24 protein-coding genes are annotated in these 26,502 nt (G+C 71.6%); 18 read left to right on the plus strand and 6 right to left on the minus strand.

Annotation, left to right across the window (positions count from 1 at the left end; genetic code table 11):
• Nucleotides 1-48 precede the first annotated feature (48 nt).
• The 10 genes from ACQSSQ_RS08060 (at nt 49) to ACQSSQ_RS08105 (ending at nt 8,962) form a co-directional block, all read left to right on the plus strand.
• On the plus strand, nt 49-1,287 hold the full coding sequence (locus ACQSSQ_RS08060; RefSeq protein ID WP_431326514.1) for a molybdopterin-dependent oxidoreductase: 1,239 nt from the start codon (nt 49-51) through the stop codon (nt 1,285-1,287).
• A gap of 64 nt (nt 1,288-1,351) precedes the next feature.
• Nucleotides 1,352-2,098, plus strand: a complete 747-nt coding sequence (gene priA / locus ACQSSQ_RS08065; protein WP_431326515.1) for a bifunctional 1-(5-phosphoribosyl)-5-((5-phosphoribosylamino)methylideneamino)imidazole-4-carboxamide isomerase/phosphoribosylanthranilate isomerase PriA — start codon at nt 1,352-1,354, stop codon at nt 2,096-2,098.
• Nucleotides 2,095-2,856 carry an imidazole glycerol phosphate synthase subunit HisF gene (gene hisF, locus ACQSSQ_RS08070; RefSeq protein ID WP_431326516.1) on the plus strand — a complete coding sequence of 254 codons (762 nt, stop codon included), beginning with the start codon at nt 2,095-2,097 and terminating at the stop codon, nt 2,854-2,856. Before priA ends, hisF begins: the two co-directional genes overlap by 4 nt.
• Nucleotides 2,853-4,640, plus strand: coding sequence for an ABC transporter ATP-binding protein (locus ACQSSQ_RS08075; RefSeq protein ID WP_431326517.1), 1,788 nt, complete (start codon nt 2,853-2,855; stop codon nt 4,638-4,640). Before hisF ends, ACQSSQ_RS08075 begins: the two co-directional genes overlap by 4 nt.
• Nucleotides 4,637-6,535 (plus strand): ABC transporter ATP-binding protein, encoded by a 1,899-nt coding sequence (locus tag ACQSSQ_RS08080; RefSeq protein WP_431326518.1) that lies wholly within the window; start codon nt 4,637-4,639, stop codon nt 6,533-6,535. Before ACQSSQ_RS08075 ends, ACQSSQ_RS08080 begins: the two co-directional genes overlap by 4 nt.
• Nucleotides 6,519-6,887 carry a phosphoribosyl-AMP cyclohydrolase gene (gene hisI / locus ACQSSQ_RS08085; RefSeq protein ID WP_431326519.1) on the plus strand — a complete coding sequence of 123 codons (369 nt, stop codon included), beginning with the start codon at nt 6,519-6,521 and terminating at the stop codon, nt 6,885-6,887. The genes ACQSSQ_RS08080 and hisI overlap by 17 nt, the downstream gene beginning before the upstream one ends.
• Nucleotides 6,884-7,462, plus strand: a complete 579-nt coding sequence (locus ACQSSQ_RS08090) for a Trp biosynthesis-associated membrane protein (RefSeq protein ID WP_431326520.1) — start codon at nt 6,884-6,886, stop codon at nt 7,460-7,462. Before hisI ends, ACQSSQ_RS08090 begins: the two co-directional genes overlap by 4 nt.
• 62 nt (nt 7,463-7,524) lie before the next feature.
• The gene (locus ACQSSQ_RS08095; RefSeq protein WP_431326521.1) at nt 7,525-7,713 is read left to right on the plus strand and encodes an HGxxPAAW family protein; all 189 of its coding nucleotides are present in this window, start codon (nt 7,525-7,527) and stop codon (nt 7,711-7,713) included.
• Nucleotides 7,714-7,778: 65 nt separating this feature from the next.
• Entirely contained in the window at nt 7,779-8,534 is a 756-nt protein-coding gene (locus tag ACQSSQ_RS08100; RefSeq protein WP_431326522.1) for an RDD family protein, read from the plus strand.
• On the plus strand, nt 8,531-8,962 hold the full coding sequence (locus ACQSSQ_RS08105) for a DUF2752 domain-containing protein (RefSeq protein WP_431326523.1): 432 nt from the start codon (nt 8,531-8,533) through the stop codon (nt 8,960-8,962). The genes ACQSSQ_RS08100 and ACQSSQ_RS08105 overlap by 4 nt, the downstream gene beginning before the upstream one ends.
• Nucleotides 8,963-9,023: 61 nt before the next feature.
• Here the strand turns inward: ACQSSQ_RS08105 and ACQSSQ_RS08110 are convergent, their stop codons facing one another.
• Both ACQSSQ_RS08110 and ACQSSQ_RS08115 read right to left on the minus strand, forming a co-directional pair.
• Nucleotides 9,024-9,395, minus strand: a complete 372-nt coding sequence (locus ACQSSQ_RS08110) for a DUF4190 domain-containing protein (RefSeq protein ID WP_431326524.1) — start codon at nt 9,393-9,395, stop codon at nt 9,024-9,026.
• A 78-nt stretch (nt 9,396-9,473) separates the two neighbouring features.
• Nucleotides 9,474-9,908 carry a DUF4190 domain-containing protein gene (locus ACQSSQ_RS08115; RefSeq protein ID WP_431326525.1) on the minus strand — a complete coding sequence of 145 codons (435 nt, stop codon included), beginning with the start codon at nt 9,906-9,908 and terminating at the stop codon, nt 9,474-9,476.
• A 185-nt stretch (nt 9,909-10,093) separates the two neighbouring features.
• Between ACQSSQ_RS08115 and trpC the strand changes: the two genes are divergently transcribed.
• The 8 genes from trpC (at nt 10,094) to pyk (ending at nt 22,631) form a co-directional block, all read left to right on the plus strand.
• On the plus strand, nt 10,094-10,900 hold the full coding sequence (gene trpC, locus ACQSSQ_RS08120) for an indole-3-glycerol phosphate synthase TrpC (protein ID WP_431326526.1): 807 nt from the start codon (nt 10,094-10,096) through the stop codon (nt 10,898-10,900).
• A 66-nt stretch (nt 10,901-10,966) separates the two neighbouring features.
• The gene (gene trpB, locus ACQSSQ_RS08125) at nt 10,967-12,217 is read left to right on the plus strand and encodes a tryptophan synthase subunit beta (RefSeq protein ID WP_431326527.1); all 1,251 of its coding nucleotides are present in this window, start codon (nt 10,967-10,969) and stop codon (nt 12,215-12,217) included.
• Nucleotides 12,214-13,053 (plus strand): tryptophan synthase subunit alpha, encoded by an 840-nt coding sequence (trpA, locus tag ACQSSQ_RS08130; RefSeq protein ID WP_431326528.1) that lies wholly within the window; start codon nt 12,214-12,216, stop codon nt 13,051-13,053. Before trpB ends, trpA begins: the two co-directional genes overlap by 4 nt.
• Complete coding sequence (lgt, locus tag ACQSSQ_RS08135; protein WP_431326529.1) at nt 13,050-14,078, plus strand: prolipoprotein diacylglyceryl transferase; 1,029 nt, start codon at nt 13,050-13,052, stop codon at nt 14,076-14,078. Before trpA ends, lgt begins: the two co-directional genes overlap by 4 nt.
• Nucleotides 14,079-14,087: 9 nt before the next feature.
• On the plus strand, nt 14,088-14,843 hold the full coding sequence (locus ACQSSQ_RS08140) for a VIT1/CCC1 transporter family protein (RefSeq protein WP_431326530.1): 756 nt from the start codon (nt 14,088-14,090) through the stop codon (nt 14,841-14,843).
• Between the two features lie 209 nt (nt 14,844-15,052).
• On the plus strand, nt 15,053-19,576 hold the full coding sequence (gene gltB, locus ACQSSQ_RS08145; RefSeq protein ID WP_431326531.1) for a glutamate synthase large subunit: 4,524 nt from the start codon (nt 15,053-15,055) through the stop codon (nt 19,574-19,576).
• Nucleotides 19,569-21,035 (plus strand): glutamate synthase subunit beta, encoded by a 1,467-nt coding sequence (locus ACQSSQ_RS08150; RefSeq protein WP_431326532.1) that lies wholly within the window; start codon nt 19,569-19,571, stop codon nt 21,033-21,035. The genes gltB and ACQSSQ_RS08150 overlap by 8 nt, the downstream gene beginning before the upstream one ends.
• Before the next feature lie 138 nt (nt 21,036-21,173).
• Nucleotides 21,174-22,631, plus strand: a complete 1,458-nt coding sequence (pyk, locus tag ACQSSQ_RS08155) for a pyruvate kinase (protein WP_431326533.1) — start codon at nt 21,174-21,176, stop codon at nt 22,629-22,631.
• A gap of 86 nt (nt 22,632-22,717) precedes the next feature.
• On the opposite strand, the gene ACQSSQ_RS08160 is transcribed toward pyk, so the two are convergent.
• The 4 genes from ACQSSQ_RS08160 to ACQSSQ_RS08175 are packed head-to-tail and all read right to left on the minus strand — an operon-like array spanning nt 22,718 to nt 26,457.
• Nucleotides 22,718-23,431, minus strand: a complete 714-nt coding sequence (locus ACQSSQ_RS08160) for an ABC transporter ATP-binding protein (RefSeq protein WP_431326534.1) — start codon at nt 23,429-23,431, stop codon at nt 22,718-22,720.
• A 1-nt stretch (nt 23,432) separates the two neighbouring features.
• Complete coding sequence (locus tag ACQSSQ_RS08165; protein ID WP_431326535.1) at nt 23,433-24,311, minus strand: ABC transporter ATP-binding protein; 879 nt, start codon at nt 24,309-24,311, stop codon at nt 23,433-23,435.
• The gene (locus tag ACQSSQ_RS08170; RefSeq protein ID WP_431326536.1) at nt 24,308-25,486 is read right to left on the minus strand and encodes a branched-chain amino acid ABC transporter permease; all 1,179 of its coding nucleotides are present in this window, start codon (nt 25,484-25,486) and stop codon (nt 24,308-24,310) included. Before ACQSSQ_RS08170 ends, ACQSSQ_RS08165 begins: the two co-directional genes overlap by 4 nt.
• A complete protein-coding gene (locus ACQSSQ_RS08175; RefSeq protein ID WP_431326537.1) occupies nt 25,483-26,457 on the minus strand; it encodes a branched-chain amino acid ABC transporter permease in 975 nt (324 codons plus the stop codon). The genes ACQSSQ_RS08170 and ACQSSQ_RS08175 overlap by 4 nt, the downstream gene beginning before the upstream one ends.
• Nucleotides 26,458-26,502: the final 45 nt, after the last annotated feature.

Here is a 26,502-nt window from a genome sequence, read left to right on the forward strand (position 1 = left end):
TGCGCGAAACCCTGCCCGGCGGTGCCGCGCGTCCCTAGCGTCGCGGGCATGTCGCCCGACTCGCCGTCCTCGTACGCCCGCCGCGACGTCCTCCGGCTCGGTGCCGGGGCCGCCGCCGCCCTGGTCGCCGCCCGCGCCGTCGGCGGCTCACCCGCCGCGGCCGTCACCGCACCGTCGGCGCCGGCCACCGCCGTACCGTCCGGACCGATCCTCAAGCCGCTCCCGACCGAGTGGTTCACGCCGTTCGGCACGAACGCGGAGATGCGTTGGGACTCGGTCGACCCGCGCCGCTACCTGACCGCACCGGAGCGGCTGTTCGTCCGCAACCACACGAGCACGCCGGTCATCGACGCCGCGACGTGGGAGCTGCGGATCCACGGCGACGGCCTGGCCGACCCGCGGACGGCCGAGCGCGCCCACGTGCTGACCTACCGCGACCTCCTGCGGCTCCCGGCACGCACCGCCACCACGGTGCTCGAGTGCACCGGCAACGGACGCAGCTTCTTCGCCACCCAGCAGGGGACGCCGGCCAGCGGGACGGCGTGGCAGCTCGGGGCGGTGGGGACGGTGCGGTGGACCGGCGTGCCGCTCTCGCTGGTGCTGCGGCGGCTCGGACTGCGCCGCGACGCCGTCGACGTCCAGGCCACGGGGCTCGACGCGCCGTACGTGAGCGGGGGAGTCGACTACGGAGCCGTCCGGCGCCCGTTCCCGGTCGCGAAGGCGGTCGACGACGCGCTGCTCGTGTACGCGATGAACGGGCGTCCGCTGCTGCCCGACCACGGATTCCCGGTACGGCTCCTGCTGCCCGGCTGGATCGGCATCGCGAGCATCAAGTGGCTCGGCGAGCTCGAGGTGTCCCGGTCCACGCTCACCTCGCCCTGGAACACCAAGTGGTACCGGATGACGGGGCCTGCGTATCCCGCCGACGCGCCGCCGCTGACGGTGACGCCGGTGAAGTCGGCGTTCGAGCTCGCGCGGGGCGCGGAGATCCCTGCGGGCCGGCGTACCGTCCTCACCGGACGCTCGTGGTCGGGCGCGGCGCCGGTCCGGCGGGTCGAGGTCAGCACCGACGGCGGCGAGACGTGGGGCGCGGCTCGGCTGGGCCGCCGCCGGGGCGAGGGCTGGACGCAGTGGTCGTACCCGTGGCGTCCTCGCGGGTCCGGCGAGCACGTCCTGCTCGCCCGGGCGACCGACGCTGCCGGCCGCACCCAGCCGGACGAGGTGCCCTTCAACGACGGCGGCTACTTCTTCTCCGCCGTCGTCCGGCACCCGGTCGCGGTCGCCTGAGCCCGGCCGTCCCGAGTCCTGGCCTCCGGCACCTCCGTCCGACCCGGTCAGTACGATCGAGGACGTGACCACGCTCGAGCTCCTCCCCGCCGTCGACGTCATCGAGGGACAGGCCGTCCAGCTCGTCCAGGGGGTGGCCGGCTCCGAGAAGACCTTCGGCGACGCCGTCTCGGCCGCGCTGCGCTGGCAGGAGGGTGGCTCGGAGTGGCTGCACCTCGTGGACCTCGACGCCGCGTTCGGGCGCGGCTCCAACGCCGAGCTCCTCGCGCAGATCGTCGACGCGGTGGACATGAAGGTCGAGATGTCGGGCGGCATCCGTGACGACGCCTCGCTCGACCGCGCGATGGCGACCGGCTGCCGCCGCGTCAACATCGGCACCGCCGCCCTCGAGAACCCCGACTGGTGCGCCAAGGCCATCGCGACGTACGGCGACCGGGTGGCCGTGGGCCTCGACGTCCGCGGCCGCACCCTCGCCGCGCGCGGGTGGACCCGCGAGGGCGGTGACCTGTACGAGGTGCTGGCACGGCTCGACTCCGAGGGATGCGCGCGCTACGTCGTCACCGACGTCAACAAGGACGGCATGCTGCAGGGCCCCAACCTCCAGCTGCTGCGCGACGTCTGCGCCGCCACGGATCGTCCGGTCGTCGCCTCCGGCGGCGTGACGACCCTCGACGACCTGCGCGCGATCGCCGGCCTCGTCGACGAGGGCGTCGAGGGCGCGATCATCGGCACCGCGCTGTACGCCGGCAACTTCACGCTCCCCGAGGCGCTCGCGGCCGTCTCCGACGCAGCCCAGGACAGCGCGAAGTGACGCTGGCGGTTCGCGTCATCCCCTGCCTCGACGTCGACGCGGGACGCGTCGTCAAGGGCGTCAACTTCGTCGACCTCCGCGACGCCGGCGATCCCGTCGAGATGGCCCGGGTGTACGACGCCGAGGGAGCCGACGAGCTGACCTTCCTCGACATCACCGCGTCCTCCGACGCCCGCGCCACGACGTTCGAGGTCGTCTCGCAGACCGCGGAGCAGGTCTTCATCCCGCTCACGGTCGGCGGCGGCATCCGCACCGTCGACGACGTCGACCGCCTGCTGCGCGCCGGGGCCGACAAGATCGGCGTCAACACCGCCGCGCTCCAGCGTCCCGAGCTGATCGCGGAGATCGCCGAGCGGTTCGGCAACCAGGTGCTCGTGCTGAGCGTCGACGCGCGCCGCGCCGCCGACCAGCCTTCCGGCTTCGAGGTCACGACCCACGGCGGCCGCCGCTCCGCCGGACGCGACGCGATCGCGTGGGTCCGCACGGCCACCGAGCTGGGGATCGGCGAGGTCCTCCTCAACTCGATGGACGCCGACGGCACGCGCGACGGGTTCGACCTGGAGATGATCCGGGCCGCCCGCGCCGTGACGCACGTGCCGGTGATCGCCAGCGGCGGCGCCGGCACCGCCGAGCACTTCTGCGAGGCGGTCGACGCCGGCGCGGACGCGCTGCTCGCCGCGAGCGTCTTCCACTTCGGCGTGCTCACGATCGGCGAGGTCAAGGACGCCCTGCGCGCCGCCGGGCACGTCGTACGGTGAGCACCGCCGTACGCCCCGCCCGCAGCGTGACGCGCCGCGGCTTCGGCATCATCGGCATCGGGGTCGCCGAGGAGAAGCGCCGGTTCGCGCTCGCGGTCCTCGGCTCCCTCGTCTACGGCGCGATGACCGTCGCCGACGCCTGGGTGCTCGGCTGGGCCACCGACCACGTGGTCGTCCCGTCCTTCCGTGACGGCGAGATCGCGACGGGTGCCGCGGTCGTCGCGTGCCTGCTCTTCCTGTCGGTCGCGCTCCTGCGGGCCTGGGGCGTGATCGTGCGCCGTCTCGTCGGCGGCATCGTCTACTACCGCCTCATGGCGTCGTACCGGCGCAAGGTCACCCGCCGCTACCTCGCCCTCCCGATGTCGTGGCACGCGCGCCACCCGACCGGCCAGCTGCTGTCGAACGCCAACGCCGACGTGGAGGCCACCTGGGCGGTCATGATGCCGCTCCCGATGGCGGTCGGCGTCGCCGCGATGCTGGTCACCGCGGTCGTGGCGATGCTCACCGCCGACATCGTGCTGACGATCGTCGGCCTGGTCGTGTTCCCCCTCCTCTTCACCGTCAACGTCGGCTACCAGCGCCTGCTGTCGCCCCGGGTCACCCGGGCGCAGGAGCTGCGGGGCCAGGTGAGCGCGGTGGCCCACGAGTCGTTCGACGGCGCCCTCGTCGTCAAGACGCTGGGCCGCGAGGAGGAGGAGACGGCGCGCTTCGCGGCCGTCACGGAGGAGCTGCGCGACGCCAACGTCGCCTCAGGCCGCATCCGTTCGGTGTTCGACCCGGTGATCGAGATGCTCCCCAACCTGGCCGTGCTGCTCGTCGTCGTGATCGGCGTCGAGCGCGTCATCGCCGGCGACATCGAGGCCGGGGCCGTGGTCCAGGTGGCCTACCTGTTCACCGTCGTGGGCTTCCCCGTGCGCGCGTTCGGCTGGGTGCTCGGGGAGCTGCCGCGCACCGTGGTCGGCTGGGACCGCATCCAGGCCGTGCTGCGCGCGACGGGCGACATGCCGTACGGGCGCGAGGTGCTGCCGGGCGACGGGGCGCTGCGCGTCGACGTCGATCAGGTGGCGTACGGGTACGACCCCCGTCGCCCCGTCCTCGACGACCTCAGCTTCACCTTGCAGCCGGGCACCGTCACCGCGGTCGTCGGGCTGACCGGCTCGGGCAAGAGCACGCTCGCCTCGCTCCTGGACCGCCTCGTCGACCCCGACGCCGGCACGGTCCGGCTCGACGGCACCGACATCGCGTCGCTGACCCACGACGCGCTCGCCGAGGCGGTCGCCCTGGTGCCGCAGCACACGTTCATCTTCGACGACACCGTCCGCGACAACATCACCCTCGGCACCGCCGTCGACGACGCGCAGCTGCGGGAGGTGCTCGAGCTGACGCAGGCGAGCGCGTTCGTCGACGCGCTCCCCGACGGCGTCGCCACGCAGCTCGGCGAACGCGGCACGACGCTCTCGGGAGGACAACGGCAGCGTCTGGCCCTCGCCCGTGCGCTGGTGCGCGACCCGCGTCTGCTCATCCTCGACGACGCCACGAGCGCGCTCGACCCCGACGTCGAGCAGCGCATCCTGTCTGCGCTCGCTCGGTCCACCGCCTCCGGCGAGGGCCCCACGGTGTTCGTCGTCGCCTATCGCAAGGCCACGATCGCCCTCGCCGACGAGGTGCTGTTCCTGCGGGACGGCCGCGTCGTCGACCGCGGGACGCACACGGAGCTCGTCGCGCGCTCCCCGGAGTACGCCGACATCGTGCAGGCCTACGACCACACACGGGAGGCACCGTGAGCACCCGGACGAGGGCGGTGGCTCCCGCGGAGGCGGTGACCGGCGTGGGAGGGCCCGGGACGCCGCGCGTCCGCGGGCTGGCCGTCATCCGCCGCGGGTTCGCGCTGTCGCCCGCACTCGCGAAGGGCCTGCCGTTCACCCTCCTGCTCGCCGCGCTCAGCACCGTCGGTGGCGCCGTCGTCCCCATCGTCGTCCAGGTCGCGATCGACCAGGGCCTCGCCGCCGAGAGCGGTCCCGACGAGAGCGTGGTCCTGCGGTGGAGCGCGCTGGCCGCGGTCATCGTGCTCCTGACCGCCGTCTGCGCGTGGGCCATGAAGGTCCGCCTGTTCACGGCGAGCGAGCGCGGGCTCGCCGACCTGCGGGTCAAGGCGTTCCGGCACGTGCACGACCTCTCGGTGCTCACCCAGAACCGCGAGCGTCGCGGCGCGCTGGTCTCGCGCGTGACCTCCGACATCGACCAGGTGTCGCTGTTCCTGCAGTTCAACGGGATCATGATCGTCACGAGCATCGGCCAGGTCGCGGTCGCGACGGTCATCATGGCGTTCTACAGCTGGCAGCTCACCCTCGTCGTCTGGGCGTGCTTCGTGCCGCTGGTGGTCACGCTGGTCGCGCTGCAGGGCCGCATGTCGCGGGCGTACGACCACGCGCGGGCCACCGTCGGCACGATGCTCGGCGTGATCGCGGAGCCGGTCGTCGGAGCGTCGGTGGTCCGCGCGTACGGCGTCGAGCGCCGCACCCAGCACCGCATCGACGACGCGATCGACGCCAACCTGCGGGCCAACGTGCGCGCGCAGCGGCTGGTCGCGGGCACGTTCGCCTCGGCGGGCGTCGCGGGCGGTCTCGCCAACGCCGCCGTGATCGTCGTCGGCGTCCTGCTCGGCGTGGCCGGCGACCTCACCCTCGGCGGCGTGATCGCGTTCGCGTTCCTCGTCTCGCTGTTCGTCGGCCCGGTCCAGACCGCGACGCAGGTCCTGACCGAGGCGCAGAACGCGATCTCCTCGTGGCGGCGCGTGATCGAGATCCTCGACACCCCGGCCGACGTCCGCGACCCGGGCGAGGGCGTCTCGCGGCTCCGCGACGGGGCGCTGGAGGTCGGCTTCGACCACGTGCGCTTCGCCTACCCCGGCGGGCCGGACGTGCTCCACGACGTCGACGTCACCATCCCGGCACGCCAGCGGGTCGCGGTGGTGGGCGAGACGGGCTCCGGCAAGAGCACCTTCGCCAAGCTCCTGACCCGCCTGTCGGACCCGAGCGACGGCACGGTCACCCTCGACGGCGTGGACCTGCGCGAGGTCGGCTTCGCGACCCTGCGGTCGCGCGTCGTGATGGTGCCGCAGGAGGGCTTCCTCTTCGACGCCTCGCTCGCCGAGAACCTCCGCTACGGCGACCTCGCGGCGACGCCGGAGCAGATGCGGGCGGCGTTCACCGCGCTCGGCCTCGACGACTGGTTCGCGACCCTGCCCGACGGGCTCGACACCCAGGTGGGGCAGCGCGGCGAGTCGCTGTCGGCAGGGGAGCGGCAGCTGGTCTCGCTGGTGCGGGCCTACCTCGCCGACCCCGACCTGCTCGTGCTCGACGAGGCGACGAGCGCCGTCGACCCGCAGACGGAGATGCGGGCGTCCCGCGCGCTCGAGCACCTCCTCGCCGGCCGCACCTCCGTGGTGATCGCCCACCGGCTCTCGACGGCCGAGGCCGCCGACCGGGTCCTCGTCTTCGACGCGGGCCGCCTCGTGGAGGACGGCCCGCACGCCCGTCTGGCCACCGCGGACGGCACGTACGCCCGCCTGCACGCCTCCTGGGTCGCGCAGGCTCACCTCGGGATCGAGGCCTCCCCGTCGCCCGACGGCGTCGACGACGCCGCTGGTGCGACCTGGGAGAATGGCTGGCGTGACTGACACCGCACGCCTCGACCCCGCGATCGCCGCTCGGCTCAAGCGCGACGCCGACGGACTCGTCCCTGCCGTCGTGCAGGAGGCCGACACCCACGAGGTGCTCATGGTGGGGTGGATGGACGACGAGGCGCTCCGCCGGACGCTGACGTCAGGACGGTCGACGTTCTGGAGCCGCAGCCGCCAGGAGTACTGGGTCAAGGGCGCGACCTCGGGCAACGTCCAGCACGTCCGCGAGGTCCGTCTCGACTGCGACGGAGACACCCTGCTCGTGAAGGTCGCCCAGACCGGGCCGGCCTGCCACACCGGCGCGCGGACCTGCTTCGACGCCGACGTCCTGCTCGAGCCGGGCCAGTGAGCCGTCGAGGCTACGGCCTGACCGTCCTGCTCGGTGTCGTCGGCGCCGCCGCGGCGTTCTTCGCCGCGTCGCAGCCGTGGTCCAAGGTCACGGTGGAGACCCAGGGCCTGGCGCGGGACGCGGTGTCGGTCAGCGGCAACGACGCGCTCCCGGTCGTGGGCGGTCTCGCCCTGGTCGCGCTCGCCGGCAGCGTCGCCGTCCTGGCGAGCGCCGGGCGGGTCCGCACCGGCGTCGGCCTCGTCGTGGCGCTCGCGTCGCTCGGTGCTGCGGTGGCGGTGGTGACCGGCGGTGACGCGGTGCACGACGCCCTCGTCTCCTCGCTGGCCGACTCGCCCGCGATGGCCGGCGACGCGGCGTTGCAGGAGCGGCTCGCCGACGAGGCGACGACGACGGCGTGGCGTTGGGCCTGCCTCGCGGCGCTGGTCGTGTCCGCGCTCGCGGGTGCGGCGGTCGTGCGCTGGGGGCGGCACTGGCCGTCGATGGGCCGGCGCTACGACTCGGTCGGGCAGCAGCGCGCCGAGGCCGACGACGACCCGTGGAAGGCTCTCGACCGCGGCGAGGACCCGACCGTCTAGGCTGAGCACGTCCCCCTGACGCTCGCCTGCGAGCACGACCCGTCGTAGAGAGGTTTCGCACGATGCATGGTTCCTCCCCGGCCGCTTGGACCGCGGTCGTCATCTGCCTGATCGGTTTCACCGTGGGCGGCGTGGCGCTGCTGATGGGCCCTGCCTGGGTGCTGTTCTGGATCGGCGTCGCGCTCGTCCTCGGCTCGGCCGTGGTCGCAAAGGTGATGTCCGCGGCGGGTCTCGGCGTCAAGGCGCACTGAGTCCGCGAGACTTCCCCCGTACGCGTCGAACGCCGGGCCCGCTCCGGCGACGAAGGGAGCCTCTCGTGTCCGACCAGCCGCCCTACCCGCCGCAGCAGCCGCAGCCCGGCCCGCCGCCGGGTCAGGGCCAGCCGCCGTACGGCCCGCCCCAGCAGCCGCCGTACGGCCCGCCTCAGCAGCCGCCCTACGGTCAGCAGCCCCCGCCGGGCTACGGCCAGCAGCCGCCGTACGGGCAGCAGCCTCCGCCCGGCTACGGCCAGCAGCCGCCGTACGGGCAGCAGCCGCCGCAGTACGGCCAGTACGGCGGGGGTGGCTACGCGCCGCTCCCGGAGTACCAGCCGCCGTCGCCGTACGCGAGCTGGCTGTCGCGTGCCGGTGCGCTCATCATCGACGGCCTGATCGCATCGCTCGTCACGCTCATCCCGGTGATCATCGGCGTCGTGATGGTCGCCAGCTCCACCGAGTCCGAGACCGACTCGTCCGGCTACACCACGACGAGCGAGGTCACGAACGGCGGCGTCTTCGCGGTCGGCCTGATCCTGATCATCCTCGGCGCCCTCGCGGGCCTCGCGGTCCAGATCTGGAACCAGGGCGTCCGCCAGGGCAAGGGCGGCCAGAGCCTCGGCAAGCAGATCCTCGGCATCACGGTGATCGAGATGAGCACCGGTCAGCCGCAGGGGGCGGGCAAGGGCGTGCTGCGCTGGCTGCTCCTCTACGTGCTGTCCAACCTGTGCTTCCTCGACCTACTGTGGCCGCTGTGGGACAAGAAGAAGCAGACGTGGCACGACATGATCGTCTCGTCGGTGGTCGTGAAGGCGTGACCGCTCCCGCGACGGCTCCGCCCGCGACCTCGGCCTGGCGCGCTCTGCGGACGCCGCTGGTCGTCGGCGCGGGCGGGCTCGCCCTCGCGTCCCTGCTCCATTTCCGCGACCCCAACGTGTCCGGGAGCTACGGGTTCTGCCCGTTCAAGCTCGTCACCGGGTGGGACTGCCCCGGGTGCGGGGGGTTGCGTGCCGTGCACGCGCTCACCGACCTCGACGTCGCGGTCGCGCTGTCGAGCAACGTGCTCGCGGTGCTGCTCGTCGCCACGCTCGCGGTCGCCTACCTCGCGTGGATCCCGCGCCGGCTGGCCGACCCGCGCGCGTCGATGATCGCGATCTCGTCGCGCACCGGCGTGGTGCTGATCGCGATCGGCTTCGTGTTCACGGTCGTCCGCAACACCCCGTGGGGGTCCTGGCTGGCTCCGTGACGCTCCCCCGCACGACGAAGGGCCCCTCACCGCAGCGCGGTGAGGGGCCCTCGTGCGTGCGTCAGGCGACGTCCGCGAGTCGCAGGATCAGGCCGACGACCCAGAGCACCACGGCGATGATGCCGATGATGAAACCGGCCTGGGCCATGCCGGCGCCGGTGAGACGGCCGTTCGACGCCGCGATCTCGTCCTTGGCCTGGCGACCGAGGACGATGCCGACGATGCCGAGCGGGCCACAGCACAGCCCGAGGATGCCGGTCACCAGGGCCCAGGTGGCCTTGGTCGAGTTCTTCGGCGGCTGCTGGCCGTACGGGTCACCGCCCGGAGGCGGGTTGTAGCCCGGAGGAGGGCCTCCGTAGCCGCCCGGCGGCGGGTCGTAGCTGGGGGGCTCGTTGCCCGGAGGCGTCGGGCCGCCGGGTGGGGGGTAGCTCATGTTGCTCCTTCATCAGGGGCTCGGGGTCCGCATTCTGCCGTACCGAGGGTTCGCACGCACCGACCCCTCGCCGTCGTCTCAGACGAAGAACAGCGGCAGGAACGTGGTGGTGACGGTGAACGCGAGGTAGAGCACCGACAGCACCACGCTGATGAGGCCGAGCACGAACCCCGCCTGGGCGAACCCCGCACCGCCGAGGCGCCCCCGGCTGTCGTTGACCTCACGCTTGGCGACCAGCCCGAGGACCAGACCGACCACGCCGACCGGGAAGCAGCACATGCCGATGCCCAGCAGGCCGCAGACGAACGCCCAGACGGCCTTCTGCGAGGTCGGCGGGACCGGGGGCCCGTACGGCGGCGGGTACGGCGGCGGGGAGGGCGGCGGCACGTACGGTGCGGGCGGCGGCGCCGACGCGGGCGTGTACGGCTCCGCCCCGAGCTCCGGCGGCGGCGCGCCGAAGCCGTACGGTGCCGGCTCGCCCTCGGGGCTCGGGGGAGTGGGGGGAGTCGTCACGCGTGTCCTCTCGCTCGGACGACCAGGGCGTCGTACCAGGTTCTGTGCGCGCATTCTGCCCGACCGCCGGCACGCGGTGAGGGGCCGGTGATCCGATGGACGCCGGGCTGGATACCCTGTGAAGGCAGTGCCGGTCACGTCGGGGAGCGTGCGCCGGCGTCCACGGGTGGGAAGGCAGGTCCGCGATGTCTGTTCTCGACGACATCCTTGCGGGGGTTCTCGAGGACCTCGAGGAGCGCATGGCGACCGTGCCGCTGGCCGACCTCAAGGAGCGTGCCGGCCGCCAGGATCCCGCGCTCGACCCGATGCCGGCGTTCCGCGCCGACGGCGTCTCGGTGATCGCCGAGGTCAAGCGTGCCAGCCCGTCCAAGGGCTCGCTGGCCGACATCAAGGACCCCGCCGCGCTCGCGGTCGACTACGCCGCCGGCGGTGCCGCGGCGATCTCGGTCCTGACCGAGCAGCGGCGCTTCTCGGGCAGCCTCGACGACCTGCGCGCCGTCCGTGCCCAGGTGGCGTGCCCCGTCCTGCGCAAGGACTTCATCACGACCTCCTACCAGCTGTGGGAGGCCCGCGCCGCCGGCGCCGACATGGCGCTGCTCATCGTCGCCGCTCTCGACCAGTCGGCGCTCGAGTCGTTGATCGAGCGGGCCCGCAGCATCGGGCTCACCCCGCTGGTCGAGGTGCACGACGAGGAGGAGGTCGAGCGGGCCGTCGCCGCCGGTGCCGACCTGGTGGGCGTCAACGCCCGCAACCTCAAGACGCTGGAGGTCGACCGGACCACCTTCGCGCGTCTCGCTCCGCGGATCCCCGACTCGGTCGTCAAGGTCGCCGAGTCCGGTGTTCGCGACACCAAGGACGTCATCGAGTACGCCCGCTCGGGCGCCCAGGTGGTGCTGGTCGGCGAGACCCTCGTGACCGGTGGCAACCCGCGCTCGACCGTGGCCGACCTGGTGGCGGCCGGGTCGCACCCCGCGCTGCAGCACCGATGGTGACCGGACCCGCTCCGGCCCCCGTCTCCCGTCGCACCGCGTGTTGACGCCACCTGCAAGGATCGCCCCATGAGCAGCTCCTCGGCCTCGGCCGGCACCCGCCCCACGACGCTCCCCGACGAGCACGGCCACTTCGGCCGTTTCGGCGGACGCTTCATGCCCGAGGCGCTCATCGCGCCTCTCGACGAGCTCGAGCGGGCCTGGCGCGAGGCCCAGGCGGACCCGACCTTCACCGGCGAGCTCGACCGGATGTTCCGGGAGTACGCCAACCTCCCGAGCCCGCTGTACGAGGCGACCCGCCTGTCGGAGCGGGCCGGAGCCCGGATCCTGCTCAAGCGCGAGGACCTCAACCACACCGGCGCGCACAAGATCCGCAACGTCCTCGGCCAGGCGCTGCTGACCCGCCGGATGGGCAAGCGGCGTGTGATCGCGGAGACCGGAGCGGGCCAGCACGGCGTCGCGACCGCCACCGCCTGCGCCTATCTCGACCTCGAGTGCGTCGTCTACATGGGCGAGGTCGACACCCAGCGGCAGGCGCTCAACGTCGCCCGGATGCAGATGCTCGGCGCGACCGTGGTCCCGGTGACCACCGGCAGCCGCACGCTGAAGGACGCGATCAACGAGGCGCTGCGCGACTGGGTGAGCACCGTCGACGAGACGCACTACCTGCTCGGGACCGCTGCGGGCGCCCACCCGTTCCCGGAGATGGTCCGGGACCTGACGCGCGGGATCGGCGACGAGGCCCGCGCACAGACGCTCGAGCGCACCGGGAGCCTGCCCGACGCTGCGGCCGCCTGTGTGGGCGGGGGTTCCAACGCGATCGGCCTGTTCGCGGGCTTCCTCGACGACGCCGACGTGCGGCTCTACGGCTTCGAGGCCGGAGGCGACGGCTTCGAGACCGGGCGGCACGCCGCGACGATCACGGCCGGCGACGTCGGCGTCCTGCACGGCACGCGGTCCTACCTCCTGCAGGACGAGGACGGTCAGACGATCGAGTCGCACTCGATCTCCGCGGGCCTCGACTACCCGGGTGTCGGCCCTGAGCACGCCTACCTCGCCGAGACAGGGCGGGCGGTCTACGAGCCGGTGACCGACGACGAGGCGATGGCGGCCTTCGACCTGCTCTGCAAGACGGAGGGCATCATCCCGGCGATCGAGTCCGCGCACGCGATCGCCGGCGCCCTGCGGATCGCGCCGCAGCTGGCCCAGGAGCTCGGCCGGACGCCGACGATCCTGGTCAACCTGTCGGGCCGCGGCGACAAGGACGCCCACACGGCCGCCGAGTACTTCGGCCTGCTCGCGGCGGAGGTCGACGCATGAGCCACCTGTCCGACGTCATGGGGCGCATCCGTGCCGAGGGCCGGCCCGCCCTCGTCGGCTACCTGCCGGCCGGTTTCCCCGACAAGCAGACCGCGATCGACGCGATGGTCGCCATGGTCGAGGGTGGGGTCGACGTCGTCGAGATCGGCCTCCCGTACTCCGACCCGGTGATGGACGGCCCCACCATCCAGAAGGCCGCCGACGCCGCGCTGCGCGCCGGCACCCGGGTCGCCGACGTCTTCGACACCGTGGAGGCCGTCGCCGCGACCGGCGCGCCGACCCTCGTGATGACCTACTGGAACCCGATCGAGCGGGTCGGTGTCGACGCGTTCTCCGCGCGCCTGGCCGCCGTCGGGGGAGCGGGCCTGATCACGCCGGACCTGATCCCTGACGAGGCCGGCGAGTGGCTGGCCGCGTCGGCGGAGCACGGGCTCGACCGGGTGTTCCTCGTCGCCCCGTCGTCGACCGACGCGCGGATCGCGATGACCGCGCAGGCATCCAGCGGCTTCCTGTACGCCACCTCCGTGATGGGGGTGACCGGGGCCCGGACGGCCACGAGCACCGCTGCGCCGGCGCTGGTCGAGCGCGTGCGTGCGGTGAGCGACATCCCGGTCGGCGTCGGGCTCGGGGTGAGCAACGGCGACCAGGCGGCCGAGGTCGGGCGCTTCGCCGACGCCGTGATCGTCGGCTCCGCACTCGTCGCCTGCCTGCTCCAGGCCGGCACGGACACGGCCGCGGGTGTGGCCGCCGTACGCCGTCTCGCCGAGGACCTGCGCGCGGGCGTCGAGCGCGCCCGTGCCGCCGCCCCGGCCTCACAAGAGGGAGCCCCCGCGTGATCCTCGCGTCCATCCCGAGCCCGTCGGAGTCGGTCTGGCACCTCGGGCCGTTCCCGCTGCGGGCCTACGCCTTCTGCATCATCGCGGGCGTCGTCGCCTCCATCTGGGTCGGCGACCGCCGTTTCCAGGCGCGGGGCGGCAAGCCCGGCGCGGTGGCGGACGTCGCCGTCTGGGCGATCCCGTTCGGTCTGGTCGGCGCGCGGCTCTACCACGTGCTGACCAACCCCGAGCTGTACTTCGGCGAGGGCCGCGAGGCGATCCGGGCGCTCTACATCTGGGAGGGCGGCCTCGGGATCTGGGGCGCCATCTCGCTGGGTGCGGTCGGTGCCTACATCGGCTGCCGGCGGCACGGCATCCGCTTCGCACCGTTCGCCGACGCGCTCGCTCCGGGCATCCTCCTCGGCCAGGCGATCGGCCGCTTCGGCAACTGGTTCAACCAGGAGCTCTTCGGCAGCCCGACGGACCTGCCGTGGGGTCTCGAGATCGACGCGGCCCACCGGCCCGCGGGCTTCGAGCAGTACGACACCTTCCACCCGACGTTCCTGTACGAGTCGATCTGGAACCTCGTCGGATTCTTCGTGCTGATCTGGGCCGACCGGCGGTTCCGTCTCGGTGGTGGCCGCGTCGTCGCCCTGTACGTCGCGATCTACACGCTCGGCCGCTTCTGGATCGAGGGCCTGCGGATCGACACGGCCCACGAGTTCCTCGGCCTGCGGCTCAACCAGTGGACGTCGATCGCGCTCTTCGCGGCCGCGGTCGCGCTCTTCGTGTGGCTGACCCGCACCGGCCGCGGCGAGCGGGAGACGGTCGTCCAGGTCGACCCGCGCGACGCGGACAGCGGTGGGACCGAGGGCGACGAGACGCCTGGTGCCGCGGAGGACGAGAGCGCGGACGCCGATGCTGACGCACCCTCGGACGACACGCCCTCGGCCGACCCCGACGACGGTGACGAGACCTCCCACCGGGCCTCCGGCGACGGTGAGGCAAGCCGTTCCTTGGATGACGGAGACGCTCCCCGGTCGTAGATTCGGGGTATGACCGAGGCCTCCATGCCCGACGGAGCCGCTGATCCGGCCGCGTACCCGCTGCCGGACCCCGACACCATCGGCGACGAGCATCCCGACGTCACCGGGGGTTGGCTGCGCCCGTCCGTCTTCGGTGCCTCGGACGGTCTGGTCTCCAACTTCGCCCTGATCATGGGCATGGCGGGCGGCACCAGCGACCCGACCCCGGTCATCATCGCCGGGTTCGCGGGCCTGGCTGCGGGAGCGTTCTCGATGGCCGTGGGGGAGTACACCTCGGTCGCCAGCCAGGTGGAGTTCGCGCGGGCCCAGGTCAAGCGCGAGCGCCGCGAGATCCTGCGCCACGACCTGCGCGAGCAGGCCGAGCTCGCCTCGATGTTCGTCGCCAAGGGGGTCGAGGAGGACGTCGCCCGGGAGGTGGCGCAGCAGATCCACTCCGACCCCGACAACGCCGTGCGGGTCCACGCCCGCGAGGAGCTCGGCGTCGACATCGCCGACCTCCCCTCCCCGATGCTCGCCGCGGTCTCGTCGTTCCTCTCCTTCGCGGTCGGAGCGCTGATCCCCCTCCTGCCGCTGATCCTCGGGATCACCTCGTTGGCCCCCACGATCGCCGTGTCCCTGCTCGCCCTGTTCGGCACCGGAGCCCTCGTCACCGCCATCACCGACCGGCCCTGGTGGTACGGCGGTCTGCGTCAGCTGGTCCTCGGCAGCGCTGCCGCAGGCCTGACCTTCCTGATCGGCAGCCTCGTCGGAGGCGTGGCCGCGTGAGCGCCGGACGTACCGAGGGGTCGTTGCCCGCAACAATCGTGTAACCTGAGCAAGCCATGTGAGGGCCAAGGTCGTCCCTTCGGTGTGGTTGTTCCCCCGCTGACGGACCGGCACTCTCGTTTTGAACAGCACCGTGCTCTGAACGGCACGGTCTGTGCGAGCTCCCCCTGTCCGCAGCGCCATAGCGAAGACGACGGGAGAAGAGCGGCATGCGCGGGATTCCCCCAGCTCAAGGTCTGTACTCCGGCGAGGACGAGCACGACGCCTGTGGCGTCGCGTTCGTGGCCACGCTGACCGGACAGGCCAGCCACGAGATCGTCGCGCAGGGCCTGACCGCCCTGCGCAACCTCGACCACCGCGGCGCCGTCGGCGCGGAGGTCGACTCCGGCGACGGTGCCGGCATCCTCATCCAGGTGCCTGACGCGTTCCTGCGTGACGTGGTCGACTTCGCGCTGCCCGAGGCGGGCGCGTACGCGGTCGGGATCGGCTTCCTGCCCGTGGAGGCCGAGGCCTCTGCGTCCGCCCGCGCCGCCATCGAGAGCCTCGCCGCCGAGGAGAGCCTCACCGTGCTGGGCTGGCGCGAGGTCCCGGTCAACCCCAGCATCCTCGGGGCGACGGCGCGCGGCGCGATGCCGTCGTTCGCGCAGCTCTTCGTCGCCGACGCCGAGGGCAGCCGGACCGGCATCGACCTCGACCGTCGTACCTTCGCGCTGCGCAAGCGCGCCGAGCACGAGCTCGACGTCTACTTCCCGTCGCTGTCGGCCCGCACGCTCACCTACAAGGGCATGCTCACGACGGACCAGCTCGACCACTTCTTCCCCGACCTCACCGACGCCCGGATCGCCTCGGCGCTGGCGGTCGTGCACAGCCGCTTCTCGACGAACACGTTCCCGAGCTGGCCGCTGGCGCACCCGTTCCGGTTCATCGCGCACAACGGCGAGATCAACACCGCCCGCGGCAACCGCAACTGGATGCGCGCCCGCGAGGCGCTGCTGGAGTCGGACCTGATCCCGGGCGACCTCCAGCGGCTCTTCCCGATCGTCGATCCCGAGGACTCCGACTCGGCGTCCTTCGACGAGGCCCTGGAGCTCCTGCACCTGGGCGGTCGCAGCCTCCCGCACGCGGTCATGATGATGATCCCGGAGGCGTGGGAGAACAACCCGGAGATGGACCCGAAGCTCCGCGCCTTCTACGAGTTCCACTCCACGATGATGGAGCCGTGGGACGGTCCCGCCTGCGTGGTCTTCACCGACGGCACCCAGATCGGCGCGGTCCTCGACCGCAACGGCCTCCGTCCGGGCCGCTTCTGGCAGACCGAGGACGGGCTCGTCGTCCTCGCCTCCGAGGCCGGTGTGCTCGACCTCGACCCGGCCACGATCGTGAGCAAGGGCCGTCTCGAGCCCGGGCAGATGTTCCTCCTCGACCTCGAGGAGAAGCGCGTCGTCGCCAACGAGGAGATCAAGAAGGACCTCGCGAGCGCCCACCCGTACGACGAGTGGCTGTACTCGGGCCTCGTCCGCTTCTCGGACCTGCCCGAGATCGAGCACGTCGTGCACACCCACGCGTCGGTGACCCGCCGTCAGCAGGTCTTCGGCTACACCGAGGAGGAGCTCCGCATCCTCGTCGCGCCGATGGCGCGCACCGGGGCGGAGCCGATCGGCTCGATGGGCACCGACACGCCGATCGCGGTGCTGTCGAACCGGTCGCGGCTGCTCTTCGACTACTTCAACCAGCTGTTCGCGCAGGTGACCAACCCGCCGCTCGACGCGATCCGCGAGGAGCTCGTCACCTCGTTGCTCAGCACCGTCGGCGCCGAGGGCAACCTGCTCGAGGCCACCCCGGCGTCGTGCCGTCAGCTGCAGATGTCGTTCCCGGTGATCACCAACGACGAGCTCGCCAAGATCCGTCACGTCAACCGGCACGGCAACATGCCGGGCCTGTCGACGTACGTCGTCCGCGGCCTGTACGACGTCGCTGGCGGTGCCGACGCGCTGCGCAAGCGCCTGGACGACCTGTGCCGGGAGGTGTCCGCGGCGATCGCCGACGGCGCCCGCATCATCGTGCTGTCGGACCGGCACGCCAACCACGAGCTGGCGCCGATCCCGTCGCTGCTGATGACCGGCGCGCTGCACCACCACCTCGTCCGCGAGAAGACCCGGACCCGCGTCGGCCTCCTGGTCGAGGCCGGGGACGTGCGCGAGGTCCACCACGTCGCGCTGCTGCTCGGCTTCGGCGCGTCGGCGGTCAACCCGTACCTCGCGCTCGAGACGGCCGAGGACCTGGCCCGCAACGCGGTCTACGTCGAGGGCGTCGCGCCCGAGAAGGCTGTGGCCAACCTCCGCTACGCCCTCGGCAAGGGCGTGCTCAAGGTGATGTCCAAGATGGGCGTCTCGACGGTCGCGTCGTACACCGGCGCCCAGATCTTCGAGGCCGTGGGCCTGTCCGCGGAGCTCGTCGACCGCTACTTCACGGGGACCACCTCGCGCCTGGGCGGCATCGACCTCGACGTCGTCGCCGAGGAGGTGCGCATCCGGCACGCCAAGGCGTACCCGACGGCCGGCATCTCGGCCTCGCGCCGCCAGCTCGACACCGGCGGCGAGTACCAGTGGCGTCGCGACGGTGCCGAGCACCTCTTCGACCCCGAGACGGTCTTCCGTCTCCAGCACTCGACGCGGGCCGGGCGCTACGACGTCTTCAAGCAGTACACCCAGCGCGTGGACGACCAGTCCGAGCGCCTGATGACGCTGCGCGGGCTCCTCAAGCTCAAGGAGGGTGTGCGCCCGCCGGTGCCGCTCGAGGAGGTCGAGCCGGTCTCGGAGATCGTCAAGCGGTTCTCCACCGGCGCGATGTCGTACGGGTCCATCAGCCAGGAGGCCCACGAGACCCTCGCCGTCGCGATGAACCGCCTCGGCGGCAAGTCCAACACCGGCGAGGGCGGCGAGGACCCGGAGCGTCTGTACGACCCCGAGCGCCGCAGCGCGATCAAGCAGGTCGCGTCGGGCCGGTTCGGCGTGACGTCGGAGTACCTCACGAACGCCGACGACATCCAGATCAAGATGGCGCAGGGCGCGAAGCCCGGCGAGGGTGGACAGCTGCCTGGTCCGAAGGTCTACCCGTGGGTCGCCCGTACGCGTCACTCGACGCCGGGTGTCGGCCTCATCTCGCCGCCGCCGCACCACGACATCTACTCGATCGAGGACCTCAAGCAGCTCATCCACGACCTCAAGAACGCGAACCCGTCCGCGCGGGTCCACGTCAAGCTGGTCGCGGAGGTCGGCGTCGGCACGGTCGCCGCAGGCGTCTCGAAGGCGCACGCGGACGTCGTGCTCATCTCGGGCAACGACGGAGGCACGGGTGCCTCCCCGCTGACGTCGCTCAAGCACGCCGGTGGTCCCTGGGAGCTCGGCCTCGCCGAGACCCAGCAGACGCTGCTGCTCAACGGGCTGCGCGACCGGATCGTGGTCCAGGCCGACGGCCAGCTCAAGACCGGCCGCGACGTGGTCGTCGCCGCGCTGCTCGGTGCGGAGGAGTTCGGCTTCGCGACCGCCCCGCTGGTCGTGTCGGGCTGCATCATGATGCGCGTCTGCCACCTCGACACCTGCCCGGTGGGCGTGGCCACCCAGAACCGCGACCTGCGCAAGAAGTTCTCGGGCAGGCCGGAGTTCGTCGTGAACTTCTTCGAGTACGTCGCGGAGGAGGTGCGCGAGTACCTCGCGGCCCTCGGCTTCCGCTCGATCGAGGAGGCCGTCGGCCACGCGGAGGTGCTCGACTCCCGTGAGGCGGTCGCGCACTGGAAGGCGAGCGGCCTCGACCTGACGCCGATCCTGCACGTGCCGGAGCTCCCCGAGGGCACGGCGCTGCACAACACCACCACGCAGGACCACGGCCTGGCGCGAGCGCTCGACAACGAGCTGATCGCGCTCTCGCGCGACGCGCTGGAGCGCGGCGAGCCGGTGCGGGCGCAGCTGGAGATCCGCAACGTCAACCGGACCGTCGGCACGATGCTCGGTCACGAGGTGACCAAGCGCTACCGCGGCGCGGGGCTGCCGGACGACACGATCGACATCACCTTCACCGGCTCGGCGGGGCAGTCGTTCGGCGCCTTCGTGCCGCGCGGCATCACGCTGCGTCTCGAGGGTGACGGCAACGACTACGTCGGCAAGGGCCTGTCCGGTGGCCGGCTCGTGATCCGTCCGCCGCGCGAGGCACGCTTCGTCGCCGAGGACCAGATCATCGCCGGCAACGTGATCGGCTACGGCGCGACCAGCGGCGAGATCTTCGTCCGCGGGCGCGCGGGCGAGCGGTTCTGCGTGCGCAACTCCGGCGCCACCGCCGTGGTGGAGGGCGTGGGCGACCATGCCTGCGAGTACATGACGGGCGGCCGTGTCGTCATCCTCGGCAGCACGGGACGCAACGTCGCGGCCGGCATGAGCGGCGGCGTCGCGTACGTCCTCGACCTCGACACCGAACTCGTCAACCGCGAGCTGGTCGAGGTGCACGAGGTCGGCCAGCCCGACGAGCTCAAGGCCCTGGTCACCCGGCACGCCGAGGAGACCGGTTCGGAGGTGGCGGCGAAGCTGCTGGCCGACTGGGAGGCCTCGCTGACGCGGTTCTCCGAGGTCATGCCGATGGACTACCGCAGGGTGCTGCAGGCGCGTGCCGCAGCCGAGGAGGCCGGTCTCGGCGAGGACGAGACCACCGCAGCGATGATGGAGGCAGCGATCCGTGGCTGATCCGAAGGGTTTCATGAAGACGCCGCGCGAGGTCGCGCAGCGCCGGCCGGTGGGCGACCGCATCCACGACTGGAAGGAGGTCTATCCCGGTACGCCGGGGCGGGCCCTCCTGCCGATCATCACCGAGCAGGCCGGACGCTGCATGGACTGCGGCATCCCGTTCTGCCACTCCGGGTGCCCGCTGGGCAACCTGATCCCGGAGTGGAACGACCTGGTCTGGCGTGACGACTGGGACGAGGCGCTGTCGCGGCTGCACGCGACGAACAACTTCCCGGAGTTCACCGGGCGCCTCTGCCCGGCCCCGTGCGAGACCGCCTGCGTCGTGGGCATCAACCGCGACGCGGTGACGATCAAGAACGTCGAGGTCTCGATCATCGACCGCGCCTGGGACGACGGTCGTGTCGTGCCCGAGCCCCCGGAGTGGCTGACCGGCAGGACCGTCGCCGTCATCGGGTCCGGTCCCGCGGGACTCGCGGTCGCCCAGCAGCTCACGCGTGCCGGCCACACCGTCGCCGTCTACGAGCGCGACGACCGTCCGGGCGGGCTGCTCCGCTACGGCATCCCCGAGTTCAAGATGGAGAAGTCCGTCCTCGACCGCCGCATCGAGCAGATGACGGCCGAGGGCACGGTCTTCCGCAACGGCGTGGCCGTCGGCGTCGACATCACCGGCGAGGAGCTCCGCGACCGCTACGACGCCGTCGTGCTCGCCACCGGTGCGACCGTGCGCCGCGACCTGCCCACGACCGGGCGGGAGCTCGGCGGGATCCACCAGGCGATGGAGTACCTGCCGCAGGCCAACCGCGTCGCGCTCGGTGAGACCGTCGACGGGCAGATCACCGCCGAGGGCAAGGACGTCGTCATCATCGGCGGCGGCGACACGGGCGCGGACTGCCTCGGCACCGCGATCCGTCAGCAGGCGCGCTCGATCACCCAGCTGGAGATCATGCCGCGGCCGTCGGAGGAGCGCCCCGGTCACCAGCCCTGGCCGACCTACCCGATGATCTACCGGGTCGCGTCCGCGCACGAGGAGGGCGGTGACCGTGTGTACGCGGTCTCGACCCAGGAGTTCCTCGGCGACGCCGACGGCAACGTCCGTGCGCTGCGCATGGTCGAGGTGGAGATGGTCGACGGTCGCTTCCAGGAGGTCGAGGGCAGTGTCCGCGAGATCCCGACGCAGCTGGTCCTGCTCGCGATGGGATTCACCGGTCCGGAGACCGACGGCGTGGTCTCGCAGCTCGGTGTGGGGCTCGACGAGCGCGGCAACGTCGCGCGCGACGCGTCGTACATGACCGACGTCGAGGGCGTGTTCGTCGCCGGCGACGCCGGACGCGGGCAGTCGCTGATCGTGTGGGCGCTCGCCGAGGGGCGCTCGTGCGCGGCCGGGGTGGACGCCTTCCTCAACGGCTCGACGAACCTCCCGTCGCCGATCCTGCCGACGGAGCGCCCGCTGGTCGTCTGACGGAGGAGACCTCGTGAACGGGCGGTGACCTCCTGGTCACCGCCCGTTCGTGTCCACTCTGCGAGAAATTTGCTTCCGAAACAACAAATATCGCGGGTCGGCTCGCGCTGCCCCCGTGAGGCGCTCTAGGGTTGTCTGGTGCGTAGAGCAAAGATCGTCTGCACCATCGGTCCCGCCGTCTGGTCGGAGGAGAAGATCCTCGAGCTGGCAAGAGCCGGCATGAACGTCGCCCGCCTCAACCTCAGCCACGGTGACCACGCGACCCACGAGCGTTCGTTCGCGTGGACCCGCAACGCCGCTGAGGTCCTGGGAGAGCCGATCGCCATCCTGGCCGACCTGCAGGGCCCCAAGATCCGGCTCGGACGGTTCGCGTCCGGTCCCGTGGCGCTCGCCGAGGGCGACACGTTCACCATCACCGTCGAGGACGTCCCCGGCGACGACAAGCGGTGCTCCACGACGTACGCGGGGCTCCCCGGCGACGTGAAGCCCGGCGACGTGATCCTCATCGACGACGGCAAGGTACGCCTGCGCGCGACGGAGGTCACCGAGACCGACGTGCTCACGGTGTGCGAGGTCCCCGGTGTCCTCAGCAACAACAAGGGCATCAACCTCCCCGGCGTCAACGTGAGCGTGCCGGCGCTGTCGGAGAAGGACCGCGACGACCTGCGCTGGGCGCTGCGCGCCGGGGTCGACTTCATCGCGCTGTCCTTCGTCCGCCGCGGCGCCGACGTCGACGACGTCCACGCGATCATGGACGAGGAGGGCGTCCGCCGCCCGGTCATCGCCAAGATCGAGAAGCCGCAGGCGGTCGAGAACCTCGACGAGATCATGGACGCCTTCGACGGCGTCATGGTCGCGCGCGGCGACCTGGGCGTCGAGCTGCCGCTCGAGGACGTGCCGGTCGTCCAGAAGCTGATCGTCGAGAAGGCGCGCCGCAACGCCAAGCCGGTCGTCGTCGCCACCCAGATGCTGGAGTCGATGATCTCCGCGCCCCGCCCGACCCGGGCCGAGGCCTCCGACGTCGCCAACGCGGTCCTGGACGGCGCGGACGCTGTCATGCTGTCGGGCGAGACCAGCGTGGGGGAGTTCCCCATGGAGACGGTCCGCACGATGGCCCGCATCGTCGAGAGCACCGAGGAGCACGGCCTGCCCCGGATGGCGGCGTACCACTGGGACCCGAAGACGCGCAGCGGCGTGATCGGGCGTGCGGCCGCCGGCGTCGCGCAGAGCGTCGGCGCGAAGTACCTGTGCGCGTTCACGACGTCGGGTGACAGCGCCCGCCGGATGACGCGCTACCGCTCGACGGTGCCGGTGCTGGCGTTCACGCCCGACCCGGTCGTCCGCAACCAGCTCGCGATGTCGTGGGGCGTCCAGACGTTCCTCGTCCCCGAGGTGGAGCACACCGACATGATGGTGCTGCAGGTCGACCGCGCGCTGCTCGAGATCGGGCAGTGCTCGGAGGGCGACGAGGTCGTGATCGTCGCCGGGAGCCCCCCGGGCATCCCCGGGTCGACCAACGCGCTGCGGGTCCACCGCATGGGCGACGCGATCAGGGGCGTCTCGCCGGCGTACACCACGCCGCTCGTCCGCGACTAGGACCCGTCCGCAGCCGCGAACCAGCCCGTACGACGAAGCCGGCCCGCTCCCGAGAGGGGAGCGGGCCGGCTTCGTCGTACGAGGCCTCAGGCCACGCCGAGGTAGGCCTCCTTGACCGCCGGGTCGGCGAGCAGCTCCGCGCCGGTGCCCGAACGCGTGATGCGCCCGGTCTCGAGCACGTACGCGCGGTCGGCGCGGCTGAGCGCCTGGTTCGCGTTCTGCTCCACCAGCAGCACCGTGATCCCCTGCTCGTTCACCTGCGAGATGATCGAGAAGATCTGCCGGATGAACTGCGGGGCCAGGCCCATCGAGGGCTCGTCGAGGAGCAGCACCTTCGGCCGGCCCATGAGGGCGCGCCCGATGGCGAGCATCTGCTGCTCACCGCCGGACAGCGTGCCGCCGGCCTGCGCCTCGCGCTCCTTGAGCCGCGGGAACAGGTCGAAGACCCGGTCGAAGCTCTCGTCGACCGTCTCGCGGTCCTTGAGGGCGTACGTCCCCATCTCGAGGTTCTCGCGGACCGTCATGGCGGGGAAGATCCCGCGCCCTTCGGGAGTCAGCGAGATGCCGCGCACGACGCGCTTGTGACCCGCGAGCTTGGAGATGTCCTCGCCCTCGAAGGTCACGCTGCCCGAGGACAGGCTGAGCAGCCCGGCCAGCGCGCGCATCGTCGTGGTCTTGCCGGCACCGTTCGCGCCGATGAGGGTGACGATCTCGCCCTCGTCGACGGTCAGCGAGATGCCGTGCAGGGCCTGGATGCGTCCGTAGTGGACCGAGACGTCGTTGATCTCGAGCAACGCCACGTCAGTCTTCCTCTCCGAGGTAGGCGGCGATGACCGTCGGGTCGTTGCGGATGTCCTTCGGGAGCCCGTCGGCGATCTTCTTGCCGAACTCCAGGACCACGATCCGGTCGGTCACGCCCATGACGAGCCGCATGTCGTGCTCGATGAGCAGCACGGTGTAGCCGTCCGCGCGGATGGTCCGGATGAGCTGCATGAGCTCTTCCTTCTCCGCGGGGTTGAACCCGGCCGCAGGCTCGTCGAGGCACAGCAGCTTGGGATCGGTCGCGAGCGCACGGGCGATCTCGAGGCGGCGCTGGTAGCCGTACGGCAGGGCGCTCGCCTGGACCATCGCCTTGTCCGCGATGCCCACGAACTCCAGCAGCGCCATGCCACGGTCGATCGCCTCCTTCTCCTCGCGGTAGAGCCGCGGGGTCCGGAACAGCGATCCCCAGACGCCGACCTTGTGGCGGGCGTCGAGGCCGACCACGACGTTCTCCAGCGCCGTCATCTCGCCGAACAGGCGGACGTTCTGGAAGGTCCGGGCGATGCCCAGCCGCGTGATCTTGTGCTGCTTGCGACGACCGATCGCGTCGCCCTCGAGGAGGACCTGCCCTTCGGTCGGCCGGTAGACGCCCGTCATCGCGTTGAAGCAGGTCGTCTTGCCGGCGCCGTTGGGCCCGATCAGTCCCAGGATCTCGCCGCGCTTGATGTCGAACGTGACGTCGTCAAGCGCCGTCAGGCCGCCGAAGCGCATCGTGAGGTTCTGGATCTCGACGAGCTTGTCACCGACCTCGACCGCGATGTCGCGCTCCGCGGCGGCCATCTGGGCCACCTCGGAGTCCAGCGGCGGCGGCGCGTCCGGCTTGGGAGTCGCCGGCGGGGGAGCGGAGTGCTCGGTCACTGTCCGGTCTCCTTCGCAGCGGGGACGGGGGTCGAGGGCGCGTCGGCCAGGTTCGCGATCCGCTTGTGCGCTCGGCGTTCGAACGTGAGCAGGTGCGGACGCTTGCCGAAGAGACCCTGCGGCCGGAAGATCATCAGCACGACGAGCACGGCACCGAAGATGAGGTACTTGTACTCGGCGATCGCGGTGAACCGCAGCGGGATGTACGCGACGAGCGCCCCGCCGATGATCGCGCCGAACTTGTTGCCCTGGCCGCCGAGGACGACCGCCACGAGGAACATGATCGACATCTGCACGTCGAACCGCTGGTTGTTGACGAAGCCGATCTGGCCGGCCGCGATGGCTCCCGCGGAGCCACCGAGCGCGGCGCCGATGCCGAACGCCCACAGCTTGTAGCGGAACGTCGGCACGCCCATGATCTCGGCGGCGTCCTCGTCCTCGCGCAGGGCGATCCAGTTGCGGCCCACACGGCTGCGCTCGAGGTTGCCGAGCGCGATCATGATCACGATGATCACCGTGATCGTCATCCAGTACCACGGGGCACCCGCGCTGTTGGCGAAGATCGGGTTGCCGTCGGCGTTCTCGCCCGGCGGGCGGCCGACGTTCTGGAAGCCGACCTGACCCTTCAGCGCCGGGATGATCGTCGCCAGGAGGCGGATGATCTCGCCGAAGCCGAGCGTCACGATCGCGAGGTAGTCGCCTCGTAGCCGGAGCGTCGGGATGCCGAGGAGCACGCCGAACACCACCGTGACCATCGCCGCGAGCGGCAGGGTCAGGAGGTACGGGATGTGGACCATCGTCGAGTCAGGCGACGTCCACAGTGCGGCGACGTACGCGCCGACCGCGAAGAAGCCGACGTAGCCCAGGTCGAGCAGTCCGGCCTGGCCGACCACGACGTTGAGGCCGATCGCGACCAGGGCGTAGCGCGCCATCTCGGCGCACGCCAGCGGCCAGTTGTTGCCCGGCTCGGTGGTGATCAGCGGGATGTTGACCAGCGGCAGCACGAAGGCCGCCGCGACGGCGATCAGGAGGAAGCCCCACTGCCCGACGCGCGGGAGGTGGTTCCACCAGTCGGAGAGCGCCTGGAAGCGAGACGGCTTGGTCGTCTCGTCCAGCAGCTCGTCGGCGCGGGCCTGGGACTCCGAGGCTCCGCCCATCGGCGTACCGGTGCTCATGCCCTCACCTTTCCGAGGTTGCTGCCGAGGATGCCCTCCGGCCGGACCATCAGGACGACGATCAGGACCACGAAGCACACCACGTCGGTCCACTGCGCGCTGCCGAGCAGGATCTGGCCGTAGTTGCCGATCAAGCCGAGCAGCAGACCGCCGAGGAGCGCGCCCCGCACGTTGCCGATGCCGCCGAGGACGGCGGCGGTGAACGCCTTGACGCCGAGGACGAAGCCGCCGAGGTAGAGGACGCCCGACGGCACCTTCATCACGTAGAAGAGCGCGGCGACGCCGGCGAGCAGACCGCCGATGACGAACGTGCTGATGATGATGCGCTCACGGTTGACGCCCATCAGGGTGGCCGTGTCCGGGTCCTGCGCCACGGCGCGGATGCCGCGGCCGAGCTTGGTACGCCGGATGAACTGGTCGACGGCGATCATCATGACGATCGCCGCGGTCACGATGAGGATCGAGTCGAAGTAGATCAGCGTCCCGCCGATGTCGAAGATCGCCTTGTTCTCGAACATGATCACCGACGGCTCGGGGTTGGGCCCCCGCCAGACGAAGATCAGGTACTGGATGACGAACGACATGCCGATCGCCGAGATCAGGAAAACCAGTCTCGGCGCGCCTTTGACACGGAGCGGTTTGTAGGCGACCCGCTCGACGATGAACGCTGTTATCGCGGAGGCGAGCATGCCGAAGATGACGGCGAGCAAGAGGTTCGCCGCGATCTGGTACCAGGCGAGGTTGGGGACGGACGGGCCGAACCCGAGCGACGTCAGGGTGAAGACGATCGCGTACGCACCGACGATGAAGACCTCGGAGTGCGCGAAGTTGATGAGGTTGAGAACGCCGTACACGAGGGTGTAGCCGAGCGCGACGAGCGCGTAGATCCCGCCGAACGTGAGTCCGTCGACGGTCGCGCTCCAGAAGTTCGCACCCAGTGCATCCCAGTCGAGGGTGATCCACTGGTCCACTTGGGCTCCTTTTGGGAGTCGGAAGGGCAGCGAGGGGGTCCGTCT

The sequence above is a fragment of the Mumia spirodelae genome, from assembly GCF_050632745.1.
In the GTDB taxonomy this organism is placed as follows: Bacteria; Actinomycetota; Actinomycetes; order Propionibacteriales; family Nocardioidaceae; genus Mumia.